We start from the raw sequence: 21914 nt of genomic DNA, 5'->3' as shown, positions 1-21914 counted from the left end.
GCGAGATCAAGCATAACGGACGATTGCGGAAAAACACTAATCGGCCTCCGGGGCCGTCCGGGCCGGTGCCCCGCCAGGCCCCCGTGAAGCGGTCTCCGCCGGCCGGAGCGGGCCGACGTCAGCGCACGTCAGAGCCGCCCCGGCGCAAATTTTCGGCACGGAGGAGCGACGCGCATTAAGGCCATTCCCAGACTCGCCCAGTAGTATCTGATGTAGGAGTGCCCGCTACCGGCGGGCTCCCGCAGATGTGGGAAACCGAGTTCCGGAACGAATGCTGCCTGCGCAGCCGTCACGAAAGGAGAAGGACCATGGGATTGCTGGACAAAGTCGAGCGCGGCATCGAAAAGGCCGTCCGCGGAGTCTTCTCCACCGGTTCTCGTGCCCAGGTTGAGCCGGTCGAGATCGCAAGCCACCTCCGCCGCGAGGTGGACAACAAGGCCCTCACCATCGCTGCCGGCAGGACCCTCGCGCCCAACGTCTTTGACGTCCTCCTCAGTGACGACGACTTCCAGCGGGCCCAGGAATGGGGCACTCCCCTCGCCGAGGAATTGTGTGACGTGGTGATCAACCACGTGCGCAGCCAGGGCTACACGCTCCAGGGCCCCGTCCGGATCAGCTTCCGCCGGGACGAGGAGCGCCGCGCCGGCGACTTCGACATCAAGTCCCGGACTGAAAAGTCCCCCTCTTCCGGCCCCGCGCAGCCGGCACACGGCGGCATGCCCGCCGCACCGACGCGCCAGCCCTCCCGGATGCAGCCCGTTCTCGACATTGACGGCCAGCGGTACTCGCTGAATGCGCCGTCGATCGTCCTGGGGCGTTCGTCCGAAGCAGACATTCTTATTGATGACACCGGCGTGTCCCGCCGCCACCTGGAAATCCGTACCGGCCCGGGCACCGCCCAGGCCGTCGATCTCGGTTCCACGAACGGCAGCTACGTCAACGGCCACAAGGTCGAGGGCTCCTCGGAACTGACCGACGGCTCCACGATCACGATGGGACGGACCAAGATCATTTACCGCCTTTTGCCCGCCAACCCAGGCGGCCGCCAGTGAGCGAACTGACCATTACCGCGCTGCGCTTCGGCTTCCTGCTGCTCCTTTGGGTCCTCATCTTCAGCATCGTTGCCGCCATGCGCCGCGACCTGATGATCGGCCGCAAGGCCGCAGCCGGTGCGCCCACGGCCCGGCAGGTGCGGAAGAACCCCTCCCTCGCCGAATCCCCGGCCCCGGTCAAGCAGCAGCCGCGCCAGCTGGTGGTCATCGAAGGCCCGCTCAAGGGCACCACCATCCCGCTGGCAGCGAGCCCCATCCTGCTCGGCCGCGCCCAGGAGGCCACCCTGGTGCTGGAGGACGACTACGCCTCGGGACGCCACGCCCGCCTCTTCCCGCAGGGCAGCCGCTGGTTCATCGAGGATCTGGGCTCGACGAACGGCACCTATCTGGCCGATCAGCAGCTCACCCGGGCCCTGCCCGTTGAACTCGGCGTCCCCGTCAGGATCGGCAAGACGGTCATCGAATTGAGGCCGTAGCCGTGACCGCCCCGGATCGCCCCGCAGACAGGGCCGAAGGCACCACGGCTGCCCCGCTGCGGCCGCTCATCATGCGCTTTGCCGCGCGCTCCGACGTCGGCCGGGTGCGCGCGAAGAACGACGACTCGGCGTACGTCGGCCGCCACCTCGCCGTTGTCGCCGACGGCATGGGCGGGCACGCCGGAGGCGATGTCGCCTCGGCCGCCACGGTGCTCGACATGATCCATCTGGACAAGGACGACTACGACGGCGACGCGGGCACCGTCCTGGCGGACGAAATCCAGACCGCCAATTCGCTGCTCTCCGAGCTGGTGCACATGAACCCCAAGCTGGCGGGCATGGGCACCACGGTGACGGCCCTCCTCCTTGCGGAGGGGAAACTGCACTTCGCCCACATTGGCGATTCGCGCGCGTACCGCCTGCGGAACGGTGAATTCGAGCAGGTCAGCGTCGATCACACGTTCGTCCAGCGCCTCATCGACGAAGGCCGGCTCCGTCCGGAAGAAGCGGAGACCCATCCGCACAAGAATGTCCTGATGCGTGTCCTCGGCGACGTCGACGCCAGCCCTGAACTGGACCTCCAGACCCTGGACGTGGAACCCGGCGAGCGGTGGCTGCTGTGCTCCGACGGCCTGAACTACGTAGCCGGCCACGTGGTGGAGCGCACGGTCCGGGAAACAAAGGACCTGCGCGAGTGCGTGGAACTCCTGGTGGACCTCACCCTCGAGGCCGGCGCCCCCGACAATGTCACCATCGTGATGCTCGAGATCGCCGAACAGACCACGGACGATGTCCGCACTGCCGCCGTCGAGATTGTCCCGCCCACACCGGCCTCCACGGTCACCGCAACCCTGTCGGAGAGCGAATCGCGGCGGACCGGAAGCACGTTCGGCACGGCCAAGGCGGAAGGGCTTGGGGAAAAGCCCGCCGAAGCAGCGGCTGACAAACCCGACGGCGACGCGTCCGGGACCGGCGAACCCGGCACCTCCACGGATCCGCACCTCGGTGAGCACCTTTCCGCCGAAGTGCTCCGCGAGGAACTCGCCGGACGCCCCCACGAACTGGTCGGCGCTGCCGCCACTGCCGCCGAAACCGGGTCCATCCCCACCATCGCGGGACGCACCATGGCCCGCCGGGCGGCCACCGTCCTGACCCACAAGTCGGAACAGGCCCGCGAAGAGGCCGAGGACTACAAGCCGGCGGGCCGGCCGCGCCGCTGGGTGACGGTCTCCATTGCCGCAGCCATCGTGGCACTTCTCACCGTCGGCCTGTGGCTCGGCTACGCCTGGACCCAGACGCGCTACTACATCGGGGAGCACAACCAGCACGTGGCAATTTTCAACGGTGTTTCCCAGCGCCTGGGGCCCCTCCAGCTTTCCACCCTCGAAGCGGAGACTGAGATCCGGATGTCGGACCTGCCCGAGTTCTCCCAGCAGCGCGTCCGCCAGACAGTCCCGGCACGGGACCTTTACGACGCCCAGCGGATCGTCAAGAACCTCGAACGCACCGGCACCACCGCCCCCGCGGACGAGTGCATCACCCCGTCGGCGTCCCCGACGCCGACTCCCGATGCTTCCGCTCCGGCGGCACCCGCGGCACCGGAGGCCACCGCGAGCCCTGATGCCACGGCAAGTCCCGGGGCCGCAGGCACCGCCACGCCGTCCCCCACGGCCCCGATTTGTGAGGTGGGCCAGTGACACCCATTGATCCCACGCCCAGGCCGCGGCGGAACGTTGAACTGGTCCTGCTGGTACTGGCCCTCGCGGTCGGCATCGGCGCGAACGCCTTGGTTGGCGTAGACCAGCAGAAGGCGTTCGACACCGACTTCTGGTTCCAGTCCAGCCTGCTGGCCGTCGCCGCCCTGGCATTCCACTTGGTGCTGCGCTTCCGGGCTAAATATGCCGATCCGGTAATACTTCCCCTGGTGGTGGCCCTCAACGGCCTCGGGCTCGCCATGATCCACCGGCTGGACCGGGTCGGGGAAGACACCGGCAACAACCAGCTGCGCTGGACGCTGGTGGCGATGGCGGTTTCAATCGCTGTCATCTGGTTCCTCAAGGACCACCGGATCCTGCGACGTTTCACGTATATCTCCCTCGCCGTCAGCGCCGGCCTGCTGATCCTGCCCTTGGTTCCCGGCATCTCGGCCGGTGAGATCCTCGGCGCCCGCGTCTGGATCAGGTTCGGGTCCATGACCTTCCAGCCCGGTGAAATCGCCAAGATCACGCTCGCCATATTCTTCGCCGGGTATCTTTCCTCCAACCGGGACCTCATCCTGCTCGCCGGCAGGAAGGTCGGTCCCATCCAGTTCCCCCGGTTCAAGGACATGGGACCCATGATCGCCGCGTGGCTCGTCAGCATCGGCGTTCTGATCTTCCAGCGCGACCTGGGCTCCTCGATCCTGTTCTTCGGCCTGTTCCTGGTCATGATCTACGTGGCCACCAGCCGCATCAGCTGGGTTATCATCGGCGTCGGGCTCATTGCGGCCGGCGGGTTCGTCGCCTCCCGGGTGTTCTCCCACGTCGCCCTGCGGATTGACGGCTGGATCAACGCGTTCACCGACGAGGTTTACGGCCGCGAGTTCGGCGGCAGCCTGCAGATCGTCGAGGGCCTGTTCGGCATGGCCAACGGCGGACTCGTCGGCACCGGACTCGGCCAGGGGCGCCCCAACCTGGTTCCCTTTGCCAACAGCGACATGATCATCGCGTCCTTCGGCGAGGAACTTGGCCTGATCGGCCTCTTCGCGATCGTCCTGATGTACCTGCTGCTGTTCACCCGCGGTTTCCGCGCGGCGCTCGGCACCCGCGACGCGTTCGGGAAGCTGCTGGCCACGGGCCTTTCCTTCGCCATAGCGCTGCAGTGCTTCGTCGTGATCGGCGGCGTCACCCGGCTTATCCCCCTCACCGGCCTCACCACGCCGTTCCTGGCCGCGGGCGGCTCCTCGCTGCTGGCCAACTGGATCATTGTGGGGCTGCTGCTGATGATCTCGCACTCGGCGCGCGGCCCGGTGGACACCACCCCGCTGGCTCCCGGTGAAGAACCCGACGCACAGAAAGCCACGCCTGCCATGCCCTCGAAGCCGGCCGCCGTTCCCGGCACCGGACGGAACAGTCCGGACGCTCCCACCGAGGCGGTGAAGCTGTGAACCAAGCCATCCGCAACGCGTGGATCGCCTCCATCGCCATGTTCGTGCTGATCTTCGGCGCGCTCAGCTACGTCCAGGTGATCGGCGCGGACGACCTCGAGGCCAACGCCTGGAACAAGCGCACCCTCCTGCAGAACTACTGCAACGACCGCGGCGCCATCATCGTCGGCGGCGCCCCTGTGGCGGAGTCCGTGCCTGCCTCCGAAAGCTGCATGTTCCAGCGCACCTACACCCAGCCGGAACCGTACGCCGGAATCACCGGCTACTTCTCCCGCAGCTTCGGCGTCACGGGGCTGGAGAGCACCATGAACAAGGAACTCGCAGGCAGCTCGGACCAGCAGTTCCTGGACCGTGTGGGACAGCTCTTCCTCGGCAACCAGCCCAAGGGCGCCTCCGTGGAACTCACCCTGGACCCCGAGATCCAGAAGCTCGCGTACGACCTCATCCCGGACGGCCAGCGCGGGTCCATCGTGGTCACCAACCCGAAGACCGGGGCGATCATCGCCATGGTGTCCAAGCCGTCCTACGACCCCAACCTCATCGCCACCCAGGACCCGGTGGCGGAAGCCGCCAACTTCGCGGAACTGAACAAGATCCCGGGGATCAACCTGAACCAGAACGTCAGCGGACCCACCGGGGAGCTGCTGGCCCCGGGGTCGGTGTTCAAGCTCATCGATACGTCCGCGGCGCTGAAATCGGGGAAGTACAACAAGGACAGTCTCCTGCCCAACCCGGCAGAGATGTCCTTCCCCGGCATCCAGTACACACTTCCCAACTACGCCGGCGGCAACTGCTACACCCGGGACACTGCCACGTTTGCCTTCGCCCTGCAGCAGTCCTGCAACACCCCCTTTGCCAGCATCGCCCTGGACCTGGGGCAGCAGGCCATCGCGGATGAGGCGGAGAAGTTCGGCTTCGGGCAGGAGTTCGGCGACCAGCTGAAGCTGGACTCTGCCCCGAGCTTCTTCCCGGGCGAGGACACCGAGAAACTGGATGACGCCAGCCTGGCCCAGTCGTCGATCGGCCAGCGCGATGTCCGTGCGACGCCGCTGCAGATCAACCAGATGACGGCCGCCATCGCCAACGGCGGGGTGCAGATGCAGCCCAACCTGATCAAGGCCGTGCGGTCCCCGGACCTCCGTCCCATCAGCGAACCGAAGCCCCAGCCCCTGCGGACCTCCACCACGCCGGACATCGCCCGGCAGATCAACGAATGGATGGTCAGCGTCGTCAGCGAGGGCATCGGCCGCGGGGCGGCCGTCCCCGGTGTCCGGGTGGCGGGAAAGACCGGCACCGCCGAGCTCGGCAACGGCCTGAACAACTCATGGTTTACCGGGTTCGCCCCGGCGAATGACCCGCAGGTGGCTGTCACTATCGTCATGGAAGGCGTAGACATCACCACCGGCGCAAAGCTAACCAGTCCGAACGCGAAGAAGATTTTTGAGGCGGTGTTGAAAAAGTGAGGCCTTCATCAGGAATCACCCTCGGCGGCAGGTTCCAGCTGACCACGCGGATTGCAATCGGCGGCATGGGAGAAGTCTGGAAAGCCAAAGACCTGATCCTTGGCCGCATCGTCGCCATTAAGGTGCTCAAGGAGGAGTACACAGGCGATCCTGGCTTCCTCCAGCGGTTCCGCGCCGAGGCACGCCACACCGCGCTCCTGAACCACGTGGGCATTGCCAACGTCTTCGACTACGGCGAGGAGGAAGGCTCCGCCTACCTTGTCATGGAGCTGGTGCCGGGCCAGCCGCTGAGCAGCATCATCGAGCACGAGCAGGTGCTCTCGCCGGACCGCACCCTGTCCATGATCGCCCAGACGGCGCGGGCGCTCTCCGTGGCGCACGCCCAGGGCCTGGTGCACCGCGACATCAAGCCGGGGAACCTGCTGATCACCCCGGACGGCCGCGTCAAGGTCACCGACTTCGGCATCGCCCGGCTGGCGGACCAGGTTCCGCTGACCCAGACCGGGCAGGTGATGGGCACCGCCCAGTACCTGGCCCCGGAGCAGGCCACGGGCCAGGTCGCCACCGGCGCATCAGACATCTACGCCCTCGGCGTGATCGGCTACGAATGCCTCACCGGCCACCGCCCGTTCTCCGGCGAATCGCAGATCGCGATCGCGCTGGCCCAGGTCAACGACGCCCCGCCGCCGCTGCCGGAAACCTTGCCCAAGCCGGTCCGTGCCCTGCTGATGTCCATGCTTGCCAAGGATCCCAAGAACCGCCCGGCGGACGCGCTCAAGCTCTCCGAAGCCGCCGAAGCCATCCGGAACGGCGATATCGCCAAGGCGCACGCCGCCGTTCCGGGCATGCTCCTCTTCGAGGCGGCAACCGGCCCCATCACGGCGCCGGTGGACCTTCCGACGGCGGCAACGGGCGTCATCGGCACTGCAGACCGGACGACGTCGGCCACCTCGGCACTGCCTGTGGTGGGCGCTGCCGGCGCGGGGGCCGCGGCAGGTGTCGCTGCCGGCGCAGCCGCCGCCAGTGCGTACGGTGCCCGGAACACGCTCTCGCGCGCCGATGCCCTCGCCGCGGAACGCAACTGGGTCCAAGAGGATGAAGATGACGACTACGACGAGCCGGTCGAGGAGCCGAAGCGCCGCGGCCGCAGCCCGTGGACCTGGCCGCTCATTGCCCTGATTCTGCTGGTGCTGTTCTCGTTGGTGGGCGTCATGCTGACCCAGGCGGGAATCCTGTTCCCTGAGACGCCGGCGAGCAGCAGCGCCGCCGCCACCACCACCAGCGCCTCACCGACCACCACCAGTGCGTCGCCCACGTCGTCGAGTCCCAGCCCCACCAGCAGCTCCGCGACGCCCACGCAGTCCACGCCTGCCGCGATCAACCTGATTCCGGAAAGCTACCTGGGCCGGCAGTACAACGAGGTCCGCAGCGAACTGGGCGCACTGGGGCTGACTGTTGACGGTAACGAGGTCTTCGACGATTCCGCCCCCGGAACCGTCGTCGACATCAATCCGTCCGGGCGGGTCCAGCCGGGTACCACCATCACGGTGAGCTACTCGAAGGGCCCCGAGTCCGTCACGGTCCCGTCGCTCCAGTCCGGGGCGAGCGAGGCCGCGGTCCAGCAGGCCATCCAGAATGCCGGCCTGCGCTGGGCGAAGGGTGCCGACGTCAGCCCCACCAGCAAGGACGAAAAAACCGGCACCTTCGTGAGCTCAGAGCCCGCCTCCGGCAGCAAGGTTCCGGCCGGTTCGGTTGTGACCTACCACCTGGCGAAGGCCCCGGCCGCAACTTCCACCCCGAGTCCCACGGGAACGTAAGCCATGTCCAATCCACCCCGCACTCCATCACACCGGGAGGATAGCGGCCCAGTGAACACGCAGCGCATCCTCAGCGGGCGTTATGAGCTGGGTGAGCTGATCGGCCGCGGCGGCATGGCCGACGTCTTCCGGGGCATCGACACCCGCCTGGGACGCACCGTGGCCATCAAACTGCTGCGCCCGGACCTGGCCAGGGACCCCCAGTTCCAGGCCAGGTTCAAACGCGAGGCCCAGGCTGTCGCCGCCCTGAACCACCCCTCGATCGTTGCCATCTACGACACCGGTGACCACGCCGTCCCCGGCGACCACGAGGACACCGTCCGGGTTCCGTACATCGTGATGGAGTTCGTCTCCGGCAAAACCATCCGTGACCTGATCCGGGCCAAAGAGGTCACCATCGACCAGGCCATCGACTTCACGCTGGGCGTCCTCGCCGCACTGGACTACAGCCACAAGGCCGGGATCGTCCACCGCGACATCAAACCGGCCAACGTGATGTTCTGCCCCGATGCCAACAGCGTCAAGGTCATGGACTTCGGCATTGCCCGCGCCATGGCCGATTCGGCAGCGACCATGACCCAAACCCAGGCCGTGGTGGGGACGGCGCAGTACCTGTCCCCGGAGCAGGCCCGCGGCGAAACGGTGGACGCCCGCAGCGACCTCTATTCCGCCGGCTGCCTGCTGTACGAGATGCTGGCGGGCCGGCCGCCGTTCATCGGCGACAGCCCGGTGTCCGTCGCATACCAGCATGTGCGCGAAATTCCTGAACTGGCCAGCAGCCTGAATCCGGACGTTTCCGAGGCGCTCGACAGCGTGCTGATGAAGGCGCTGCAGAAGAACCGTGCGGACCGCTTCCAGGACGCGGCAGCCTTCCGCCGCGCCCTCCGTGCCGCGCGAAGCGGCGTTGGGGTCACCCCGCCGGCTGCCAGCGAGGCGGCGACGGACCCCCAAAACACTGTTCCGGCGTCGGACGGCATTCCCACCGCGGCATTCTCCATGACGGGTGCGAAGTTCCTTGACGATGCTCCTACCGGCAGGCTCCGCCCGCTCGAGACGGCGGACGACGACGCCGCGATGGCGCAGAGGGCCTACGACGAGGCCGACACCGGCAGCCTGCCGCTGGTCCTGCCCCCCGAACGCGAACACACTCCGCGCCAGAAGTCCCGCCGCCGCACGTGGATCGCCACGCTCGTGATGCTCACATTGCTGGTGCTGGCGGGAGGCGGTCTGTGGCTCTACAACATGATGAACCAGCCGCCGCCTCCGGTGGCGAAGATCCTGGTCCCCTCGGTGACGTCGTTGACCGAAACCGAGGCACTCCAGAAGCTGTACAACGCCGGGCTCAAGCCGCAGCTCAGCAGGATGCAGCACGAGACCATTGCCAAGGGCATCGCGATCGGCACTGTGCCGGCCACGGGAAGCTCACTGGACCCGGACTCGGACATCACCCTGAATATTTCCGAAGGACCCAGCGTCATCACCATCCCGGCGGACCTGCCCGGGCGGACGGAGGCGGCGGCCCGGGACGTGCTGCGCCAGAAGGGCCTCGTCGGGGCGCCGGGGACCACCATGGCCAACAGCGCCACGGTTCCGGCCGGGATTGTGATCACCACCAACCCGGCGCCGGGGCAGAACGTCGCGGCGGGCAGCACGGTGGAAATCATCGTGTCCACGGGCAAGGTGGCGGTGCCGCAACTTGTCGGCCTTCCCCTCGCAGAGGCTGAAGCAGCACTGAAGGCCCTTGGCCTCGGCATCAACGCCACGGAAGTCGAAAACTCGCAGGTGGAACCGGGGAAGGTCACCGGTCAGGCGGACGCGGCGGAATCCCTCGTGGAACAGGGCAAGACGGTCACCGTCACCGTAGCCAAAGCCCCGCCACCGCCGCCGTCGCCGAGCCCCACGCCCACTCCGACCCCCACATCCACCAAGGGCAGCAAGGACTGATCCGCCCCTGCAGGGCGGTCCGCTAGTGCTGGATGAGCGGGCTCAGTGCCGCCGCCCGCTGGGCGGCTCCGGCCATGCCCAGGGACTCGAGCCAGTTGCCCAGCATCTGGTACCCGCCTTCGGTGAGCACGGACTCCGGGTGGAACTGCACACCGCACAGTGGCGCGGTGCGGTGCTGGAGGCCCATAACCACCCCGGTCGCAGTTTCTGCAGTGATCTCGAGGACCTCGGGGATGCTCGCCCGGACGGCGGCGAGGGAGTGGTAGCGGGTGGCCGTGAAGGGAGAAGGCAGACCGGCAAAGACACTGGTGCCGTGGTGCTCCACAAGGGATGTCTTGCCATGCATCAGTTCCGGGGCGTGAGTCACGGTGCCCCCGTAGGCTTCAGCCAGGGCCTGGTGCCCGAGGCAGACTCCCAGCATGGGCTTGTTGTGGCTGCCGCACCATTTGATCAGCTCGATGCAGACTCCTGCGCCGGCGGGATTGCCGGGGCCCGGGGAGATGAGGACACCGTCGCGCGCCTCCGCCAGCTCGATCGCTTCGGCCAGGGTGACGTCGTCGTTGCGGACCACAGTCGTCTCGGCACCGAGCTCCTGAAGGTAGCCCACCAGGGTGTAGACAAAACTGTCGTAGTTGTCGACGACTAGGATCTTGGTTGTACTCATGGGTGCCTTGCTGAACCAATCGTTGAATCAGTGAACGGGGCCAGTTGTCCCGCCGCGGAAAAGGGACTGAACCATCCATATCAGCACGCGGGCAGCCAAAACCACTGTGGCCTGAACTACAGCTAGAATTGGCTCCGAATATGAACTTAAACAAGACCAAGAGCGTGCTGACCGCCCGGTGTATTCCTCCTTGCAGGATATCAAGCCGGGGTCGCGCTCCTGTTCCCGCCGCCTAGGAGGACCCGTGCCCGAGTCAAAGCGACGTAAAAAGACGAACCACGAGACGCCGCAGACCTCGGCCGCGCAGGCCTACAAGCCCAATCCGGTCTGGTTCAAGCCGGTGATGTTCGGGCTGATGATCATCGGGCTCCTGTGGATCATCACGTTCTACATCAGCGAAGGCGCCTACCCGGTGGCCGCCTGGGGGTCCGCGAACATCATCGCCGGCTTTGGGATTGCCATCATCGGGTTCCTCATGACCACCCGCTGGCGCTCCTGACGCCTCCCTCACGACAGAAAGACCGGTACACCCTGTGTGCCGGTCTTTCCTGCGTTGGCGTGATGGCGGCCGGGGGACCGATAATGCTGGGACAACGGACGCGCCTAGCGAAGGAACAGCCATGACCCCGGCAGTAACCGGCACAGTGATCGGCGACGACGGACTGGCCCGGCCCCCGTGGGCGTCCGTCGATCCGATGCTCCGCGAGTACTACGACACCGAGTGGGGACTGCCGGTCCGCGACGAACAGGGACTCTACGAGCGGATCAGCCTTGAGGCCTTCCAGGCCGGGCTCTCCTGGGCCACTATTCTCAGGAAGCGCCCGGCGTTCAGGGCCGCGTTCCACGATTTTCACCCCGATACGGTGGCTGCCTTTACGGAGGCGGATGTGGAGCGTCTCCTCCTAGACGCCGGAATCGTCCGTAACCGGCTCAAGATCCGGGCTGCCATCACCAACGCACAGGCCACCATCGCGTTGCGCGACGACGGCGGCCTGGTCGACTTTGTCTGGGGCTTCCAGCCTGATGCCACTCCGGAACCGGCGCGCCATGAGGATATCCCCACCACGTCGGCAGAATCGGTCGCGCTGTCCAAGGCCCTGCGGAAGCGCGGCTTCGCGTTCGTGGGTCCCACCACGATGTCTGCGCTGATGGAAGCTATCGGCATGATCGACACCCACCTGCTCGACAGCCACCGCCGCGGATCCTCGGGCATCTGGCCCCGCTGACGGAACCGCTGTGCACAAGTTCCGTTAAGTTATCCACAATGTTGATAACTTGGCCGCGGTTCCAGCCAAATCCGCGCCGCCATCCGTGCACTGTGGCCCTCAGATCCGGGATCTGTCCGGGGAACTCACCGGAAGTACAAGCAAGTGAGTTATTAACAGTGTGGATTGGCTGTGGATAAGCCGGAACCTTGGTTCCCATCCGGGCGGCGGCAATGATCCTGAGTCCGGGTTCCCCCGCATTTGAGGATCTTCCTGCCCCCGACCGCTGCAGGGGCCGGTTATCCACTTAATAACACTTCAGTACCCACAACTTATCCACAGGTGGGGATAAGTTTCAGTTGCGGCCCCGGTTCGAGTCGTCCTCGCGCCGCCTGGCGCGAACTTCGCCCCGATTCGCCCTTGGGGCAGCGTTATTAACACTGTGAATAACGCTGTTGAAATCTGATGTAATCCGGCCTTGCGGACCGTCAGGAGGTGTACCACGGGGCTGGAGTTCCGGTTCTTGGGGCCTCGGGAGGGGCATTTCCGCGCTATGCCGCCGGGTTGTCCACTTAACCACAGGAGTTCCCACAGAAGTTATCCACAGATGTGGACATTATGAAGCCAGCGGGGAGAAAATCGCCCGTTGTGGCCCTCAGATCCGGCTCCGGGCTTTGAACTACAGCCTTGTAAGTTACCAACAGTGTGGATAACCCCTGTGGACAAGTTGAGTGTTCGCGAGAGTGAGTGGCCCGCCGAACCTGGCGGGGTGACGTGCAATCCACCCCGCACTGCAAAGCTCACGTGGGTGTGGGGCAGCGCGTGGCTGTGGATAACGTGAGGGCTCTGTGGGAAACGCTCGCCAGTGAGGTGGTTCTGGGATCTCTAGGCCCGTCGGACGGATCTCGGGGGTGCCGGGAAGTGCGGAGGCGCGACGTTCCTGCCCAGTTACTCCGCCCTCGACGCCGGCTCCGCCCCGGAAACAGGGGGTTCCTGCACACCGCGGCCCGGTCAGGCCCGAGGTAACTGGGCTGGAGCGTCGTCACCGGCAGCGGGCGGCCGGGGAATGCGCGGGGGCGAGTCTGGCGGCCCGGGTCGGCGGGCGGCCGGGGAATGCGCGGCAGGCGGGTCTGGCGGCCCGGGTCGGCGGGCGGCGGTGAATGCGAGGCAGGCGCGGTTAGCTGGCTACCCGGACGGCCGAGACGGCAATCAGCAGGACCAGGACCAGCAGGAGGCCGCCGGCCTGCAGCAGGCCCTGCCGCGGGCCGCGGGGCGTGTACGCCAGCACGGCGGCGCAGAGGGCACCAGTGACCGCTCCGCCAAGGTGGGCCTGCCAGGCGATCGAGGGGACCACGAAGCCGATGGCGCCGTTGATAAGGATCAGCACCCAGAGCTGCCTCGTGTCGCCGCCGCGGCGGCGCTGGACCACCAGCATGGCGCCGAAGAGACCGAATATGGCGCCCGAGGCGCCCACCACTGCACTGAGGGGCTGGCCGGGGACGTAGCCGGGAGTCAGCAGGAGGTACCCGACGGAGCCGCCGAGGGCAGAGAGCAGGTACACCGCGAGGAAGCGGATCCTTCCCAGGAGCGGCTCGAGTGCCTGTCCGAACACCCACAGCATGTACATGTTGAGCGCGATGTGGAGGATAAAGCCCTGGGAATGAAGGAAAGCGGAGGTCAGCATCCGCCAAGGTTCGAAGACCCCGTATTCCGGGCTGGCGTAGACCGTGGCGAACGCCAGGTTCCGGTAGATCGCGTCGTTGGGGACGATCCACTGCAGCACGTACAGCACGCCACACAGGGCAATGAGGGAAAGCGTGACCACGGGCCTGCCGGTGGTCACGGCGCCGCCGTAGACGGTCTTGACGTCCGGCGTCGAACGTTTTGTTTCGTTGACACAGTCAACGCACTGGAATCCGACGGCGGCCGCCCGCTGGCAGTCGGGGCACGCAGGGCGCCCGCACCGCTGGCAGCGCACATAGGCGGGGCGGTCCGGGTGCCGGGGGCACACCGGGACCTGCGCGGACGGCTCTGCCGCCGGAATTCCGTAGCTCATGCGCTGGCTTTAGAGCTTTTCGACATCAATGCTGTTGATGGTGACGTCCTCGACCGGGCGGTCACCCATGCCGGTACGGACACCCTCGATGGAGTCGACAACCTTCTTGGAGTCCTCGTCGGCCACTTCGCCAAAGATGCTGTGCTTGCCCTGCAGCCAGCCGGTGGGGATGGTGGTGATGAAGAACTGCGAACCGTTGGTGCCGCGGCCCATCTGGATGCCGGCGTTCGCCATGGCCAGCTTGTAGGGCTCGTTGAACGTCAGTTCCGGGTGGATCTCGTCATCGAACTTGTAGCCCGGTCCGCCGACGCCGCGGCCCAGCGGATCGCCGGCCTGGATCATGAAGTCCTTGATGATTCGGTGGAAGATGGTGCCGTTGTAGAGCGGCGTCCCGGTCTTGTCCTCACCGGTCTCCGGGTGGGTCCAGGCCTTCTCGCCCGTGGCCAGTCCGACGAAGTTGTCGACCGTCTTGGGGGCGTGGTTGCCGAAGAGGTTGACGACGATGTCGCCCATGCTCGTGTGGATGGTTGCTTTTGCGGTTGCGATGGCAGTCATAACCCCTATTCTTCCATGACCGGCATTTGGACCAAGGGCCGGTCCGCCAGTTCCGCGCTGGGTGAAATCCGCCCAAAATCGGGCCGAAGAATAGCCGGTGAGGTCCGGGCCACGTAGGCTAACAGCAGAACCGTCACATTAATCGGGAGGTAGTTGTGAAGAAAACGGATCGTATTGCCCGTGAGCTGGAGCAGTCAGTCAGCACCGGGGTAGAAACCGCCAAGGACTGGGCAGCCCCGCGGGTGGAAGCAGCAGTCAGCTGGGCCGTTCCGCGTCTGCAGCAGGGTCTGGACACCGCTTCTCCCAAGATCCAGGAGGGTCTCAAGTCGGCAGCGCACAACCTTGCCGGCGGTGTTGCAACGGTGACGCCGCGCCTCCAGGACGGCCTGGCCCAGCTCGCACCGAAGATCAGTGACGCCGTCGAAGGCGCCACCCCTCGCCTTCACGAGGCTGTGGACAAGGCCACTCCGGTGATCGCCAACGCCCGCGACCGGGTTGTGGTCGAGTACCTGCCGAGGCTTTCCGACCAGATCGGCCACGCATCCGACGCCGTGCACCGCACGCTTGACGCCGCCCCGGCGCACGTTGACGCGGTTGCCCAGAAGCTCAGCGAGGCGGGAATCATCCACGCCGTCCAGGAGCAGGCCAAGACCGCAGGCGGCCACGTCAAGGTCGCTGCCAAGAAGGCCGGCAAGGCTGTCAACATCGAGGCAGCAAAGCCGCAGAAATCCAAGCACCGCGGCTGGCTGATCTTCGGCATCATCGCTGCGGCTGCGGCCGCCGCTGCCGCCGCATGGAAGGCGTCCAAGCCGGTCGAGGACCCCTGGAAGACCCCGGCCCCGGTAACGCCGGCCCCAGCCCCGGCCACCACGGTCAAGGACGTCAAGGAAGCTGCCCAGGATGCAGCCGGCCAGGCCGGCGCAGCCACGGTTGCAGCTGCGGACGCCGTCGCGGATGCCTCGGCGGACGCTGCCAAGTCCACCGACGACGCCGCCGATGCCGCCAAGCACGCAGCCAAGGACGCCGCTGAGGACATCACTGACGCCTCCGCGAAGGTTGCCACCGATGCGAAGACGGCAGTCAAGAACATTGCTGCGAGCCTGAACAACGGTTCGGACAAGAACACCGGCGCCTAGTGCGCCCGGCTGCCTTCGGCGGCCGTTGAGGGAGGGATTCCGCCACTGGCGGGATCCCTCCCTTTTTTGGGCTCAGATGGTTACCAGTTCGTAGCCGTGGCCCTGCCCGGCACCGGGCAGGGAAATTCGCGGTGATGCTAAATTTGTGGGGATGTCACCCGAAAAATCCTCAGAGGACGCCTCACACGATGCCGTGCAGACGCCGGCGGTGTCCATTGTCATCCCTGCGTACAACGAGGAAAGTGTCATCCGGCAGTGCCTCATCGCCGCCGTGTACCAGTCCGTCCCGGCCCACGAGATCATCGTCGTCGACAACATGTCGACCGACCGCACCGCCGAGATCGTCCGGCAGATGCAGCTGGAATACGTCGAGAGCCCCATCATCCTGCTTAGCCAGGACAAGGACCAGGGACTGATCCCTACCCGCAACTTCGGCCTCGACCACGCCACCGGAGACATCCTCGGGCGGATCGACGCCGACTCCGTGCTGGAGCCGGACTGGGTGGAGCAGGTGCAGAAAGCCTTCCGGGACAAGTCCGTGCACGCCGCGACCGGCCCGGTGGTCTACTACGACATGCCCATGCGGCGCTTTGGCCTGAAGGCCGATGACAAAATGCGTCAGCTGATGCTCAGGCTCGCCAAGCACCAGTACCATTTCCTTTTCGGGTCCAACATGGCGCTCCGCCGGTCCGCCTGGGAGGTCATCCGGGGCGAGGCGTGCCGGGATGAAAAGGACGAGATGCATGAGGACATCGATCTGTCCCTCCACCTGGCCGACCATGACCTCCGGATCCAGTACTGGCCGCAGATGGTCTCGGGGATGTCCGCGCGCCGGCTGGAAGACTCGCCCCGCGACTACCGGTACTACGTGACGCGCTTTGACCGCACCTACAAGGCGCACAACGTCAAGAAGATGGCACTCAAGGCCCCCATGGTGGTCTTCTTCTCGGTGTACTTCCCGGCCAAGCTGCTGCGCGCCATCCACACGGTGAATACCGCCCAGCCTGCCCGCCGCGGCGGCCAGTAGCCCCCGAGTCAGTCCGCTCCCAGCTCCGCCAGCGGGGCCGCGCCGCGGCGCACCTGGCGGGAGCCCCGCTGCCCCACAACCACGACGGCGAGCCCCACCAGGATCATCGCCAGTCCGGCGTAGGTACCGGCCGGAAGCGTTTCGGAGAGGAACGCGGCGGCCAGCAGTGCGGCGCCCGGAATCTCCAGCAGGATGATCATCGAGACCAGCAGCGGGCTCATGGTGGCGAGCAGGTGGTTGAAGGCGGTGTGCCCGATCAGCTGGGCGCACACCGTGATGGCCAGGATGCCCAGCCAGCCGGCCGCTTCAAAGCCCGCAAGTGGCTGCCGGGCAAAGAGCGCCAGCACCGCGACAACGGCAGCACACATCCCGTAGCAGAGGGTGGTGTACACGCCCGTGCCCATGGTCTGGCGCGCCTTGCCTCCGGCCAGGGTGTAGATGCCCGCCAGCGCGCCGCCCGCCAGCGCCAGCAGGTCGCCCAGCAGTGCCTCCGAGGAAGTCCCCATGTCGAAGCCGGTGATCGCGATGACGCCGCCAAAGGAGATCCCCAGCCCGACCAGCACCGGCCAGCGGTGCTTCACTCCCCGGAAGAGCTGGAAGACGGCAATCCAGCCGGACTGCAGGCAGACCAGCGCGGTTGCCGCGGCAACGGAGGTCAACTGCAGCGAGGTAATGAAGCAGGCAAAGTGCAACGCCAGGGCCACGGCCGCTGCGAGCGACCAGCGGAATTCGCTACCGGTGACCCGGCCGAACTGGCGGGGGTCCCGGACGAGTACCGGTCCGGCCATCACCACCGATCCGATCGCGTTGCGCCAGAAAGCGATGGCCAGGGCGCTGACCGATGTTGCCCCCAAGGTGGCGGCGATAAGCGGCCCGGAGGAGGCCACGCCAAGGACCCCGATCGCGGCGAGGAAGAAGTTCACGGTCCAACAGTAGCGGGGCGGTGGGGCCCTCCACGGGCATGCGGGTTCTTGACGGCGAAATAGGGCGGTGCCAGTCTTAAATCCGGTCTCACCATCACCTATTCAAGGAGACCAACATGGGTTCAACCATCCGCAAGAGCCTGGACCATCCCGAGGAAACCCGCCCCGTGAAGGACGGAATGGGCCAGGTAGAGCTCGTCAATCTCGATGGCGGCGCCGTGGCCCGCGCGACGTTCCTGCCGGGCTGGAAATGGTCGCAGCACGTCAAGCCGATTGCCCAGACGGACAGCTGCATGGTGGCGCACAAGGGCTACACGATTTCGGGACGCCTTAAGGTCGTAATGGACGACGGCGAGGAGACAGAGTACGGCCCCGGCGACTACGGCGTCATCCCTCCGGGGCATGATGCCTGGGTTGTCGGTGACGAGCCCTACGTCTTCATCGACTGGCAGGGAATGGACGACTACGCCAAGCCCAAAGAATGAGCAGCCGCTGCCCGGCAGTCCACGCCGGGAATGCAAAAGGCCCCGGACCGCATTTCTGCGGTCCGGGGCCTTTCCTATGGTGGAGGCACGGGGACTCGAACCCCGAACCCCCTGCTTGCAAAGCAGGTGCGCTACCAATTGCGCCATGCCCCCATAAGAAGCAACCCGTCAATCATACCCTAGTTCGGCGAGCTGATTTCCAGCTCCCGGGCCGGGGAATCCGGGCTAGTCAACCGTATCGGTTGATTCGCTCCAGACAGTTTTCCGGGCTTCGGATTCCTGCACTTTCTTGTAGAGCAGGACGCCTGCGATCGTAGCTGCAACAACCAGCAACTTCTTCACATGCACCCCGTTCCGGTTCGGTGATAAACAAATATCAACCGGACCTCCACTTGAATCTGTACAGATTCCGTGGGCGTACCAGGACTTGAACCTGGGACCTCTTCGTTATCAGCGAAGCGCTCTAACCGCCTGAGCTATACGCCCCGATGCCTCATCGGGCCGAGACATGACTTTACAGCACATCCCGGCCCGATCTCAAATCGAGGCATTTCCCCGGGAAAATTCCGGGAAAACTATGGGATCTAGTCGTCCGTGAGGGTGACGCCGATGCCGCCCACAAGGGTGGCCGAGATGTTGTACAGCACCGCCGAAAGCATCGAGAGGGCTGTCAACAGGACCACGTTGATGACCGCGATGATGGTGGCAAATGAGGCCACCTGTCCCAGCGAGGCCACCTTCTTCAGTTCGAAGCCGCCGCCCTCGGACCCTGCGAGAGTCCCCAGCAGTCCATCCACCTGGTCGAAGATGCCGGTCAGGTCCAGGACCGTCCACAGCACAATGGCGGCCACGACGGTCACGATGCCTAGGGCCACGGACAGCAGGAAGGCCATCTTGAGGACGGACCACGGGTCCACCTTGCTGACCAGCAGGCGGGCGCGGCGGACCTTGGCCTTGGGCGCGGGCTTGATCAGGCCGTTGGTGCCCTGCCCCGGGCGTGCCTGTCCCGGACGCTGGCCCGGCACGGCGGGACCCTGCGCGGGACGCTGTCCCGGCGTCCCGGAGCCCTGCGGGGGACGCTGCACCGGTGCACCGGCGACGCCGGCCGCTGCCGGCCGCTGCTCGGGCCGGGACGGGGCGCTGACCCGCGGGGCGGAGGCGGGCTGCCGCACTCCGCCGGGAACGCCGCTGTTCGGCTTGGGATATGAGTCGGAATTACTCACTCGTTACCTCCGGTGTTGTCTTCGTCCAGCTCGGCATCGCCTGATGACTCATCTGATTCCGGGGCCGGTGCTGATTCTTCCGCTGCGGACCCCTCGCGGGATCCGGTATCTTCAGCCAACGTTACGTCATCCGCCGCCGATGACTGGCTTTCGCCGGCCTCGGCCGCATTTTCGTCCGCACCGTCGGCGTCGGCGCCGTCCTCGGTTTCGAGGCCGCGTTCGCTGTTGCGTGCGACGGCGATGATGCGGTCATTCTTGTCCGGCTTGGCGAAGATAACGCCCATGGTGTCGCGGCCCTTGGCCGGGACGCCTGCCACGGAGGACCGGACCACCTTGCCGCCCTCCATGACCACCAGGACTTCATCTTCTTCCTGGACGATCAGCGCACCCACCAGGTGTCCGCGCTCTTCCTGGTACTTGCCGACCTTGATGCCGAGCCCGCCGCGGCCCTGAAGCCGGTATTCCTCGACGGCGGTGCGCTTGGCGTAGCCGCCCTCGGTGACGATAAAGACGAAGGACCCGTCAGTGACGACGTCGGCGGCCAGCAGTTCGTCGTCTTCACGGAACTTCATGCCCGTGACGCCGGAGGTGGCCCTGCCCATGGGTCGCAGGGCCTCATCGGTGGCCGTGAACCGGATGGACTGGCCCATGCGGGAGACCAGCATGAGGTCATCCGTTTCGGAGACCAGCTGGGCCGAGACCAGTTCGTCGCCGTCGCGCAGGTTGATCGCGATGACGCCCGCGGAGCGGTTGGTGTCGTAGTCCTCCAGGCGGGTCTTCTTGACCAGGCCGCGTTTGGTGGCCAGCACCAGGTACGGCGACTGCTGGTAATCCCGCAGGTCCAGAACCTGGGCGATGTGCTCGTCCGGCTGGAAAGCCAGGAGGTTCGCCACGTGCTGTCCCTTGGCGTCGCGGGCCGCTTCGACCAGCTCGTACGCCTTGGCGCGGTACACCCGGCCAAGGTTGGTGAAGAACAGCAGCCAGTGGTGGGTGGTGGTGACGAAGAAGTGCTCGACGACGTCGTCGCCGCGCAGCTGGGCTCCCTTGATGCCCTTGCCGCCGCGCTGCTGGGAGCGGTAGTTGTCGCTGCGGGTGCGCTTGACGTAGCCGCCCCGGGTGATGGTGACGACCATTTCCTCTTCGGGAATGAGGTCCTCGATCGACATGTCGCCGTCGTAGCCCATCAGGATCTTGGTCTTGCGGTCGTCGCCGTGCTTGGCCACAATTTCGGCCAGCTCGGTGCTGATGATCTCGCGCTGGCGCTCCTCGGAGGCGAGGATCGCGTTGTATTCGGCGATCAGGGCCTCGAGTTCGGCGTGGCGGTCCTGGATCTTCTGGCGTTCCAGGGCGGCGAGCCGGCGCAGCTGCATGTCGAGGATGGCGCGGGCCTGGAGTTCGTCGATGTCCAGGAGCTGCATCAGTCCGTCGCGCGCAGCCTCAGTGGTGCTGGAGGCGCGGATCAGGGCGATGACCTCATCGAGCGCGTCCAGTGCCTTGAGGAGGGCGCGCAGGATGTGGGCTTCCTCCTCGGCCTTGCGCAGGCGGTACCGGGTACGCCGGGCGATGACATCCATCTGGTGGGTGACCCAGTGACGGATGAAGGCGTCGAGGCTGAGCGTGCGGGGCACGCCGTCGACGATGGCCAGCATGTTCGCGGCGAAGTTGTCCTGCAGTTGGGTGTGCTTGTAGAGGTTGTTCAGCACCACCTTGGCGACGGCGTCGCGCTTGAGCACGATCACCAGGCGCTGGCCGGTGCGGCCCGAGGTCTCGTCCCGGAGGTCGGCGATGCCGGAGATCTTGCCGTCCTTGACCAGTTCGGCGATCTTGATCGCCAGGTTGTCCGGGTTGGCCTGGTAGGGCAGTTCGGTGACCACCAGGCAGGTCCGGCCCTGGAGTTCCTCGACGTTCACGACGGCGCGCATCGTGATGGAGCCGCGGCCGGTGCGGTAGGCGTCCTCGATGCCCTTGTGGCCCAGGATCGTAGCGCCGGTCGGGAAGTCCGGTCCCTTGATGCGCTGGATCAGTTCCTCGAGCAGCTCTTCGCGGCTGGCGGTCGGATTGGCCAGGTACCACTGCACGCCGTCGGCAACCTCGCGGAGGTTGTGCGGCGGGATGTTGGTGGCCATGCCGACGGCGATGCCGGAGGAGCCATTGACCAGCAGGTTCGGGAAACGCGCCGGCAGGATGGTGGGTTCCTGGTTCTTGCCGTCGTAGTTGTCCTGGAAATCGACGGTTTCCTCGTCGATGTCCCGGACCATTTCCATGGCCAGCGGGGCCATCTTGGTTTCGGTGTAACGCGGGGCGGCTGCGCCGTCGTTGCCGGGTGAGCCGAAGTTGCCCTGGCCCAGTGCCAGCGGGTAGCGCATGGTCCAGTCCTGGATCAGGCGGACCAGGGCGTCGTAGATCGCGGTGTCGCCATGCGGGTGGTACTGGCCCATGACCTCGCCGACCACGCGCGCGCACTTGTTGAACGAGCGGTCGGGGCGGTAGCCGCCGTCGAACATGGCGTACAGCACGCGGCGGTGGACGGGCTTGAGGCCGTCACGGACATCCGGCAGCGCGCGCCCGACGATCACGGCCATCGCATAGTCGAGGTAGGAGCGCTGCATTTCCGTCTGCAGGTCGACCTGTTCAACCCGGTCAATCAGCACGTCGGTGTCGAGGACGGTGCCCTCGACTACGGTCTCGCCATCGGCCGGTCCGGCCGGAACTTCGGGTGTTTCGTCACTCATCGTCTATATTT

Annotated in this window: 19 protein-coding genes and 2 tRNA genes; 12 read left to right on the top strand and 9 right to left on the bottom strand. The window is 66.1% G+C overall.

Annotation, left to right across the window (positions count from 1 at the left end):
• The first annotated feature begins 308 nt into the window (after positions 1-308).
• The 7 genes from AR539_RS02325 to pknB are packed head-to-tail and all read left to right on the top strand — an operon-like array spanning position 309 to position 9897.
• The gene (locus tag AR539_RS02325; RefSeq protein ID WP_066432207.1) at positions 309-1052 is read left to right on the top strand and encodes an FhaA domain-containing protein; all 744 of its coding nucleotides are present in this window, start codon (positions 309-311) and stop codon (positions 1050-1052) included.
• Positions 1049-1528, top strand: coding sequence for an FHA domain-containing protein FhaB/FipA (locus AR539_RS02320; RefSeq protein ID WP_066432206.1), 480 nt, complete (start codon positions 1049-1051; stop codon positions 1526-1528). Before AR539_RS02325 ends, AR539_RS02320 begins: the two co-directional genes overlap by 4 nt.
• A gap of 2 nt (positions 1529-1530) precedes the next feature.
• Positions 1531-3225: a PP2C family protein-serine/threonine phosphatase gene (locus AR539_RS02315; RefSeq protein ID WP_442854390.1), complete on the top strand. Its 1695-nt coding sequence runs from the start codon at positions 1531-1533 to the stop codon at positions 3223-3225.
• Complete coding sequence (locus tag AR539_RS02310; RefSeq protein ID WP_066432202.1) at positions 3222-4673, top strand: FtsW/RodA/SpoVE family cell cycle protein; 1452 nt, start codon at positions 3222-3224, stop codon at positions 4671-4673. The genes AR539_RS02315 and AR539_RS02310 overlap by 4 nt, the downstream gene beginning before the upstream one ends.
• On the top strand, positions 4670-6136 hold the full coding sequence (locus tag AR539_RS02305; RefSeq protein WP_066432200.1) for a peptidoglycan D,D-transpeptidase FtsI family protein: 1467 nt from the start codon (positions 4670-4672) through the stop codon (positions 6134-6136). The genes AR539_RS02310 and AR539_RS02305 overlap by 4 nt, the downstream gene beginning before the upstream one ends.
• Positions 6133-7953 (top strand): protein kinase domain-containing protein, encoded by a 1821-nt coding sequence (locus AR539_RS02300; protein ID WP_066432197.1) that lies wholly within the window; start codon positions 6133-6135, stop codon positions 7951-7953. Before AR539_RS02305 ends, AR539_RS02300 begins: the two co-directional genes overlap by 4 nt.
• A 3-nt stretch (positions 7954-7956) precedes the next feature.
• Positions 7957-9897: a Stk1 family PASTA domain-containing Ser/Thr kinase gene (gene pknB / locus AR539_RS02295; RefSeq protein WP_066432195.1), complete on the top strand. Its 1941-nt coding sequence runs from the start codon at positions 7957-7959 to the stop codon at positions 9895-9897.
• A 22-nt stretch (positions 9898-9919) separates the two neighbouring features.
• Here the strand turns inward: pknB and AR539_RS02290 are convergent, their stop codons facing one another.
• A complete protein-coding gene (locus AR539_RS02290; RefSeq protein ID WP_066432191.1) occupies positions 9920-10561 on the bottom strand; it encodes an aminodeoxychorismate/anthranilate synthase component II in 642 nt (213 codons plus the stop codon).
• Between the two features lie 244 nt (positions 10562-10805).
• Between AR539_RS02290 and AR539_RS02285 the strand changes: the two genes are divergently transcribed.
• Both AR539_RS02285 and AR539_RS02280 read left to right on the top strand, forming a co-directional pair.
• Positions 10806-11060, top strand: coding sequence for a cell division protein CrgA (locus AR539_RS02285; RefSeq protein WP_066432189.1), 255 nt, complete (start codon positions 10806-10808; stop codon positions 11058-11060).
• 121 nt (positions 11061-11181) lie between these two features.
• Positions 11182-11787: a DNA-3-methyladenine glycosylase I gene (locus AR539_RS02280; RefSeq protein ID WP_066432187.1), complete on the top strand. Its 606-nt coding sequence runs from the start codon at positions 11182-11184 to the stop codon at positions 11785-11787.
• Between the two features lie 1156 nt (positions 11788-12943).
• Here AR539_RS02280 and AR539_RS02275 read toward each other — a convergent pair.
• Positions 12944-13822, bottom strand: coding sequence for a rhomboid family intramembrane serine protease (locus tag AR539_RS02275; protein WP_066432185.1), 879 nt, complete (start codon positions 13820-13822; stop codon positions 12944-12946).
• 9 nt (positions 13823-13831) lie between these two features.
• Positions 13832-14377 carry a peptidylprolyl isomerase gene (locus AR539_RS02270; protein WP_066432183.1) on the bottom strand — a complete coding sequence of 182 codons (546 nt, stop codon included), beginning with the start codon at positions 14375-14377 and terminating at the stop codon, positions 13832-13834.
• Between the two features lie 155 nt (positions 14378-14532).
• On the opposite strand from AR539_RS02270, the gene AR539_RS02265 reads away from it, so the two are divergent.
• Positions 14533-15513 carry a hypothetical protein gene (locus tag AR539_RS02265; protein WP_066432182.1) on the top strand — a complete coding sequence of 327 codons (981 nt, stop codon included), beginning with the start codon at positions 14533-14535 and terminating at the stop codon, positions 15511-15513.
• A gap of 151 nt (positions 15514-15664) precedes the next feature.
• Positions 15665-16540 carry a glycosyltransferase gene (locus AR539_RS02260; protein ID WP_066432181.1) on the top strand — a complete coding sequence of 292 codons (876 nt, stop codon included), beginning with the start codon at positions 15665-15667 and terminating at the stop codon, positions 16538-16540.
• A gap of 8 nt (positions 16541-16548) precedes the next feature.
• Here the strand turns inward: AR539_RS02260 and AR539_RS02255 are convergent, their stop codons facing one another.
• Entirely contained in the window at positions 16549-17463 is a 915-nt protein-coding gene (locus AR539_RS02255) for a DMT family transporter (protein WP_066432180.1), read from the bottom strand.
• Positions 17464-17579: 116 nt separating this feature from the next.
• Between AR539_RS02255 and AR539_RS02250 the strand changes: the two genes are divergently transcribed.
• A complete protein-coding gene (locus AR539_RS02250) occupies positions 17580-17948 on the top strand; it encodes a cupin domain-containing protein (RefSeq protein ID WP_066432175.1) in 369 nt (122 codons plus the stop codon).
• 77 nt (positions 17949-18025) lie between these two features.
• Here AR539_RS02250 and AR539_RS02245 read toward each other — a convergent pair.
• The 5 genes from AR539_RS02245 to gyrA all read right to left on the bottom strand — a co-directional run bounded on the left by AR539_RS02245 (position 18026) and on the right by gyrA (position 21903).
• Positions 18026-18101, bottom strand: a tRNA-Ala gene (locus AR539_RS02245).
• Between the two features lie 72 nt (positions 18102-18173).
• Positions 18174-18290 (bottom strand): DLW-39 family protein, encoded by a 117-nt coding sequence (locus AR539_RS19610; RefSeq protein WP_224048067.1) that lies wholly within the window; start codon positions 18288-18290, stop codon positions 18174-18176.
• Between the two features lie 70 nt (positions 18291-18360).
• Positions 18361-18434, bottom strand: a tRNA-Ile gene (locus AR539_RS02240).
• Positions 18435-18532: 98 nt separating this feature from the next.
• Positions 18533-19171, bottom strand: a complete 639-nt coding sequence (locus tag AR539_RS02235) for a DUF3566 domain-containing protein (RefSeq protein ID WP_066432173.1) — start codon at positions 19169-19171, stop codon at positions 18533-18535.
• Positions 19168-21903 carry a DNA gyrase subunit A gene (gyrA, locus tag AR539_RS02230; protein WP_066432172.1) on the bottom strand — a complete coding sequence of 912 codons (2736 nt, stop codon included), beginning with the start codon at positions 21901-21903 and terminating at the stop codon, positions 19168-19170. The genes AR539_RS02235 and gyrA overlap by 4 nt, the downstream gene beginning before the upstream one ends.
• Between the last annotated feature and the right edge of the window lie 11 nt (positions 21904-21914).

Source organism: Arthrobacter sp. EPSL27, assembly GCF_001512305.1.
GTDB lineage: Bacteria > Actinomycetota > Actinomycetes > Actinomycetales > Micrococcaceae > Arthrobacter.
Note: the sequence above shows the minus strand (reverse complement) of the source record. Positions and strands in the feature narration are given on the sequence as shown.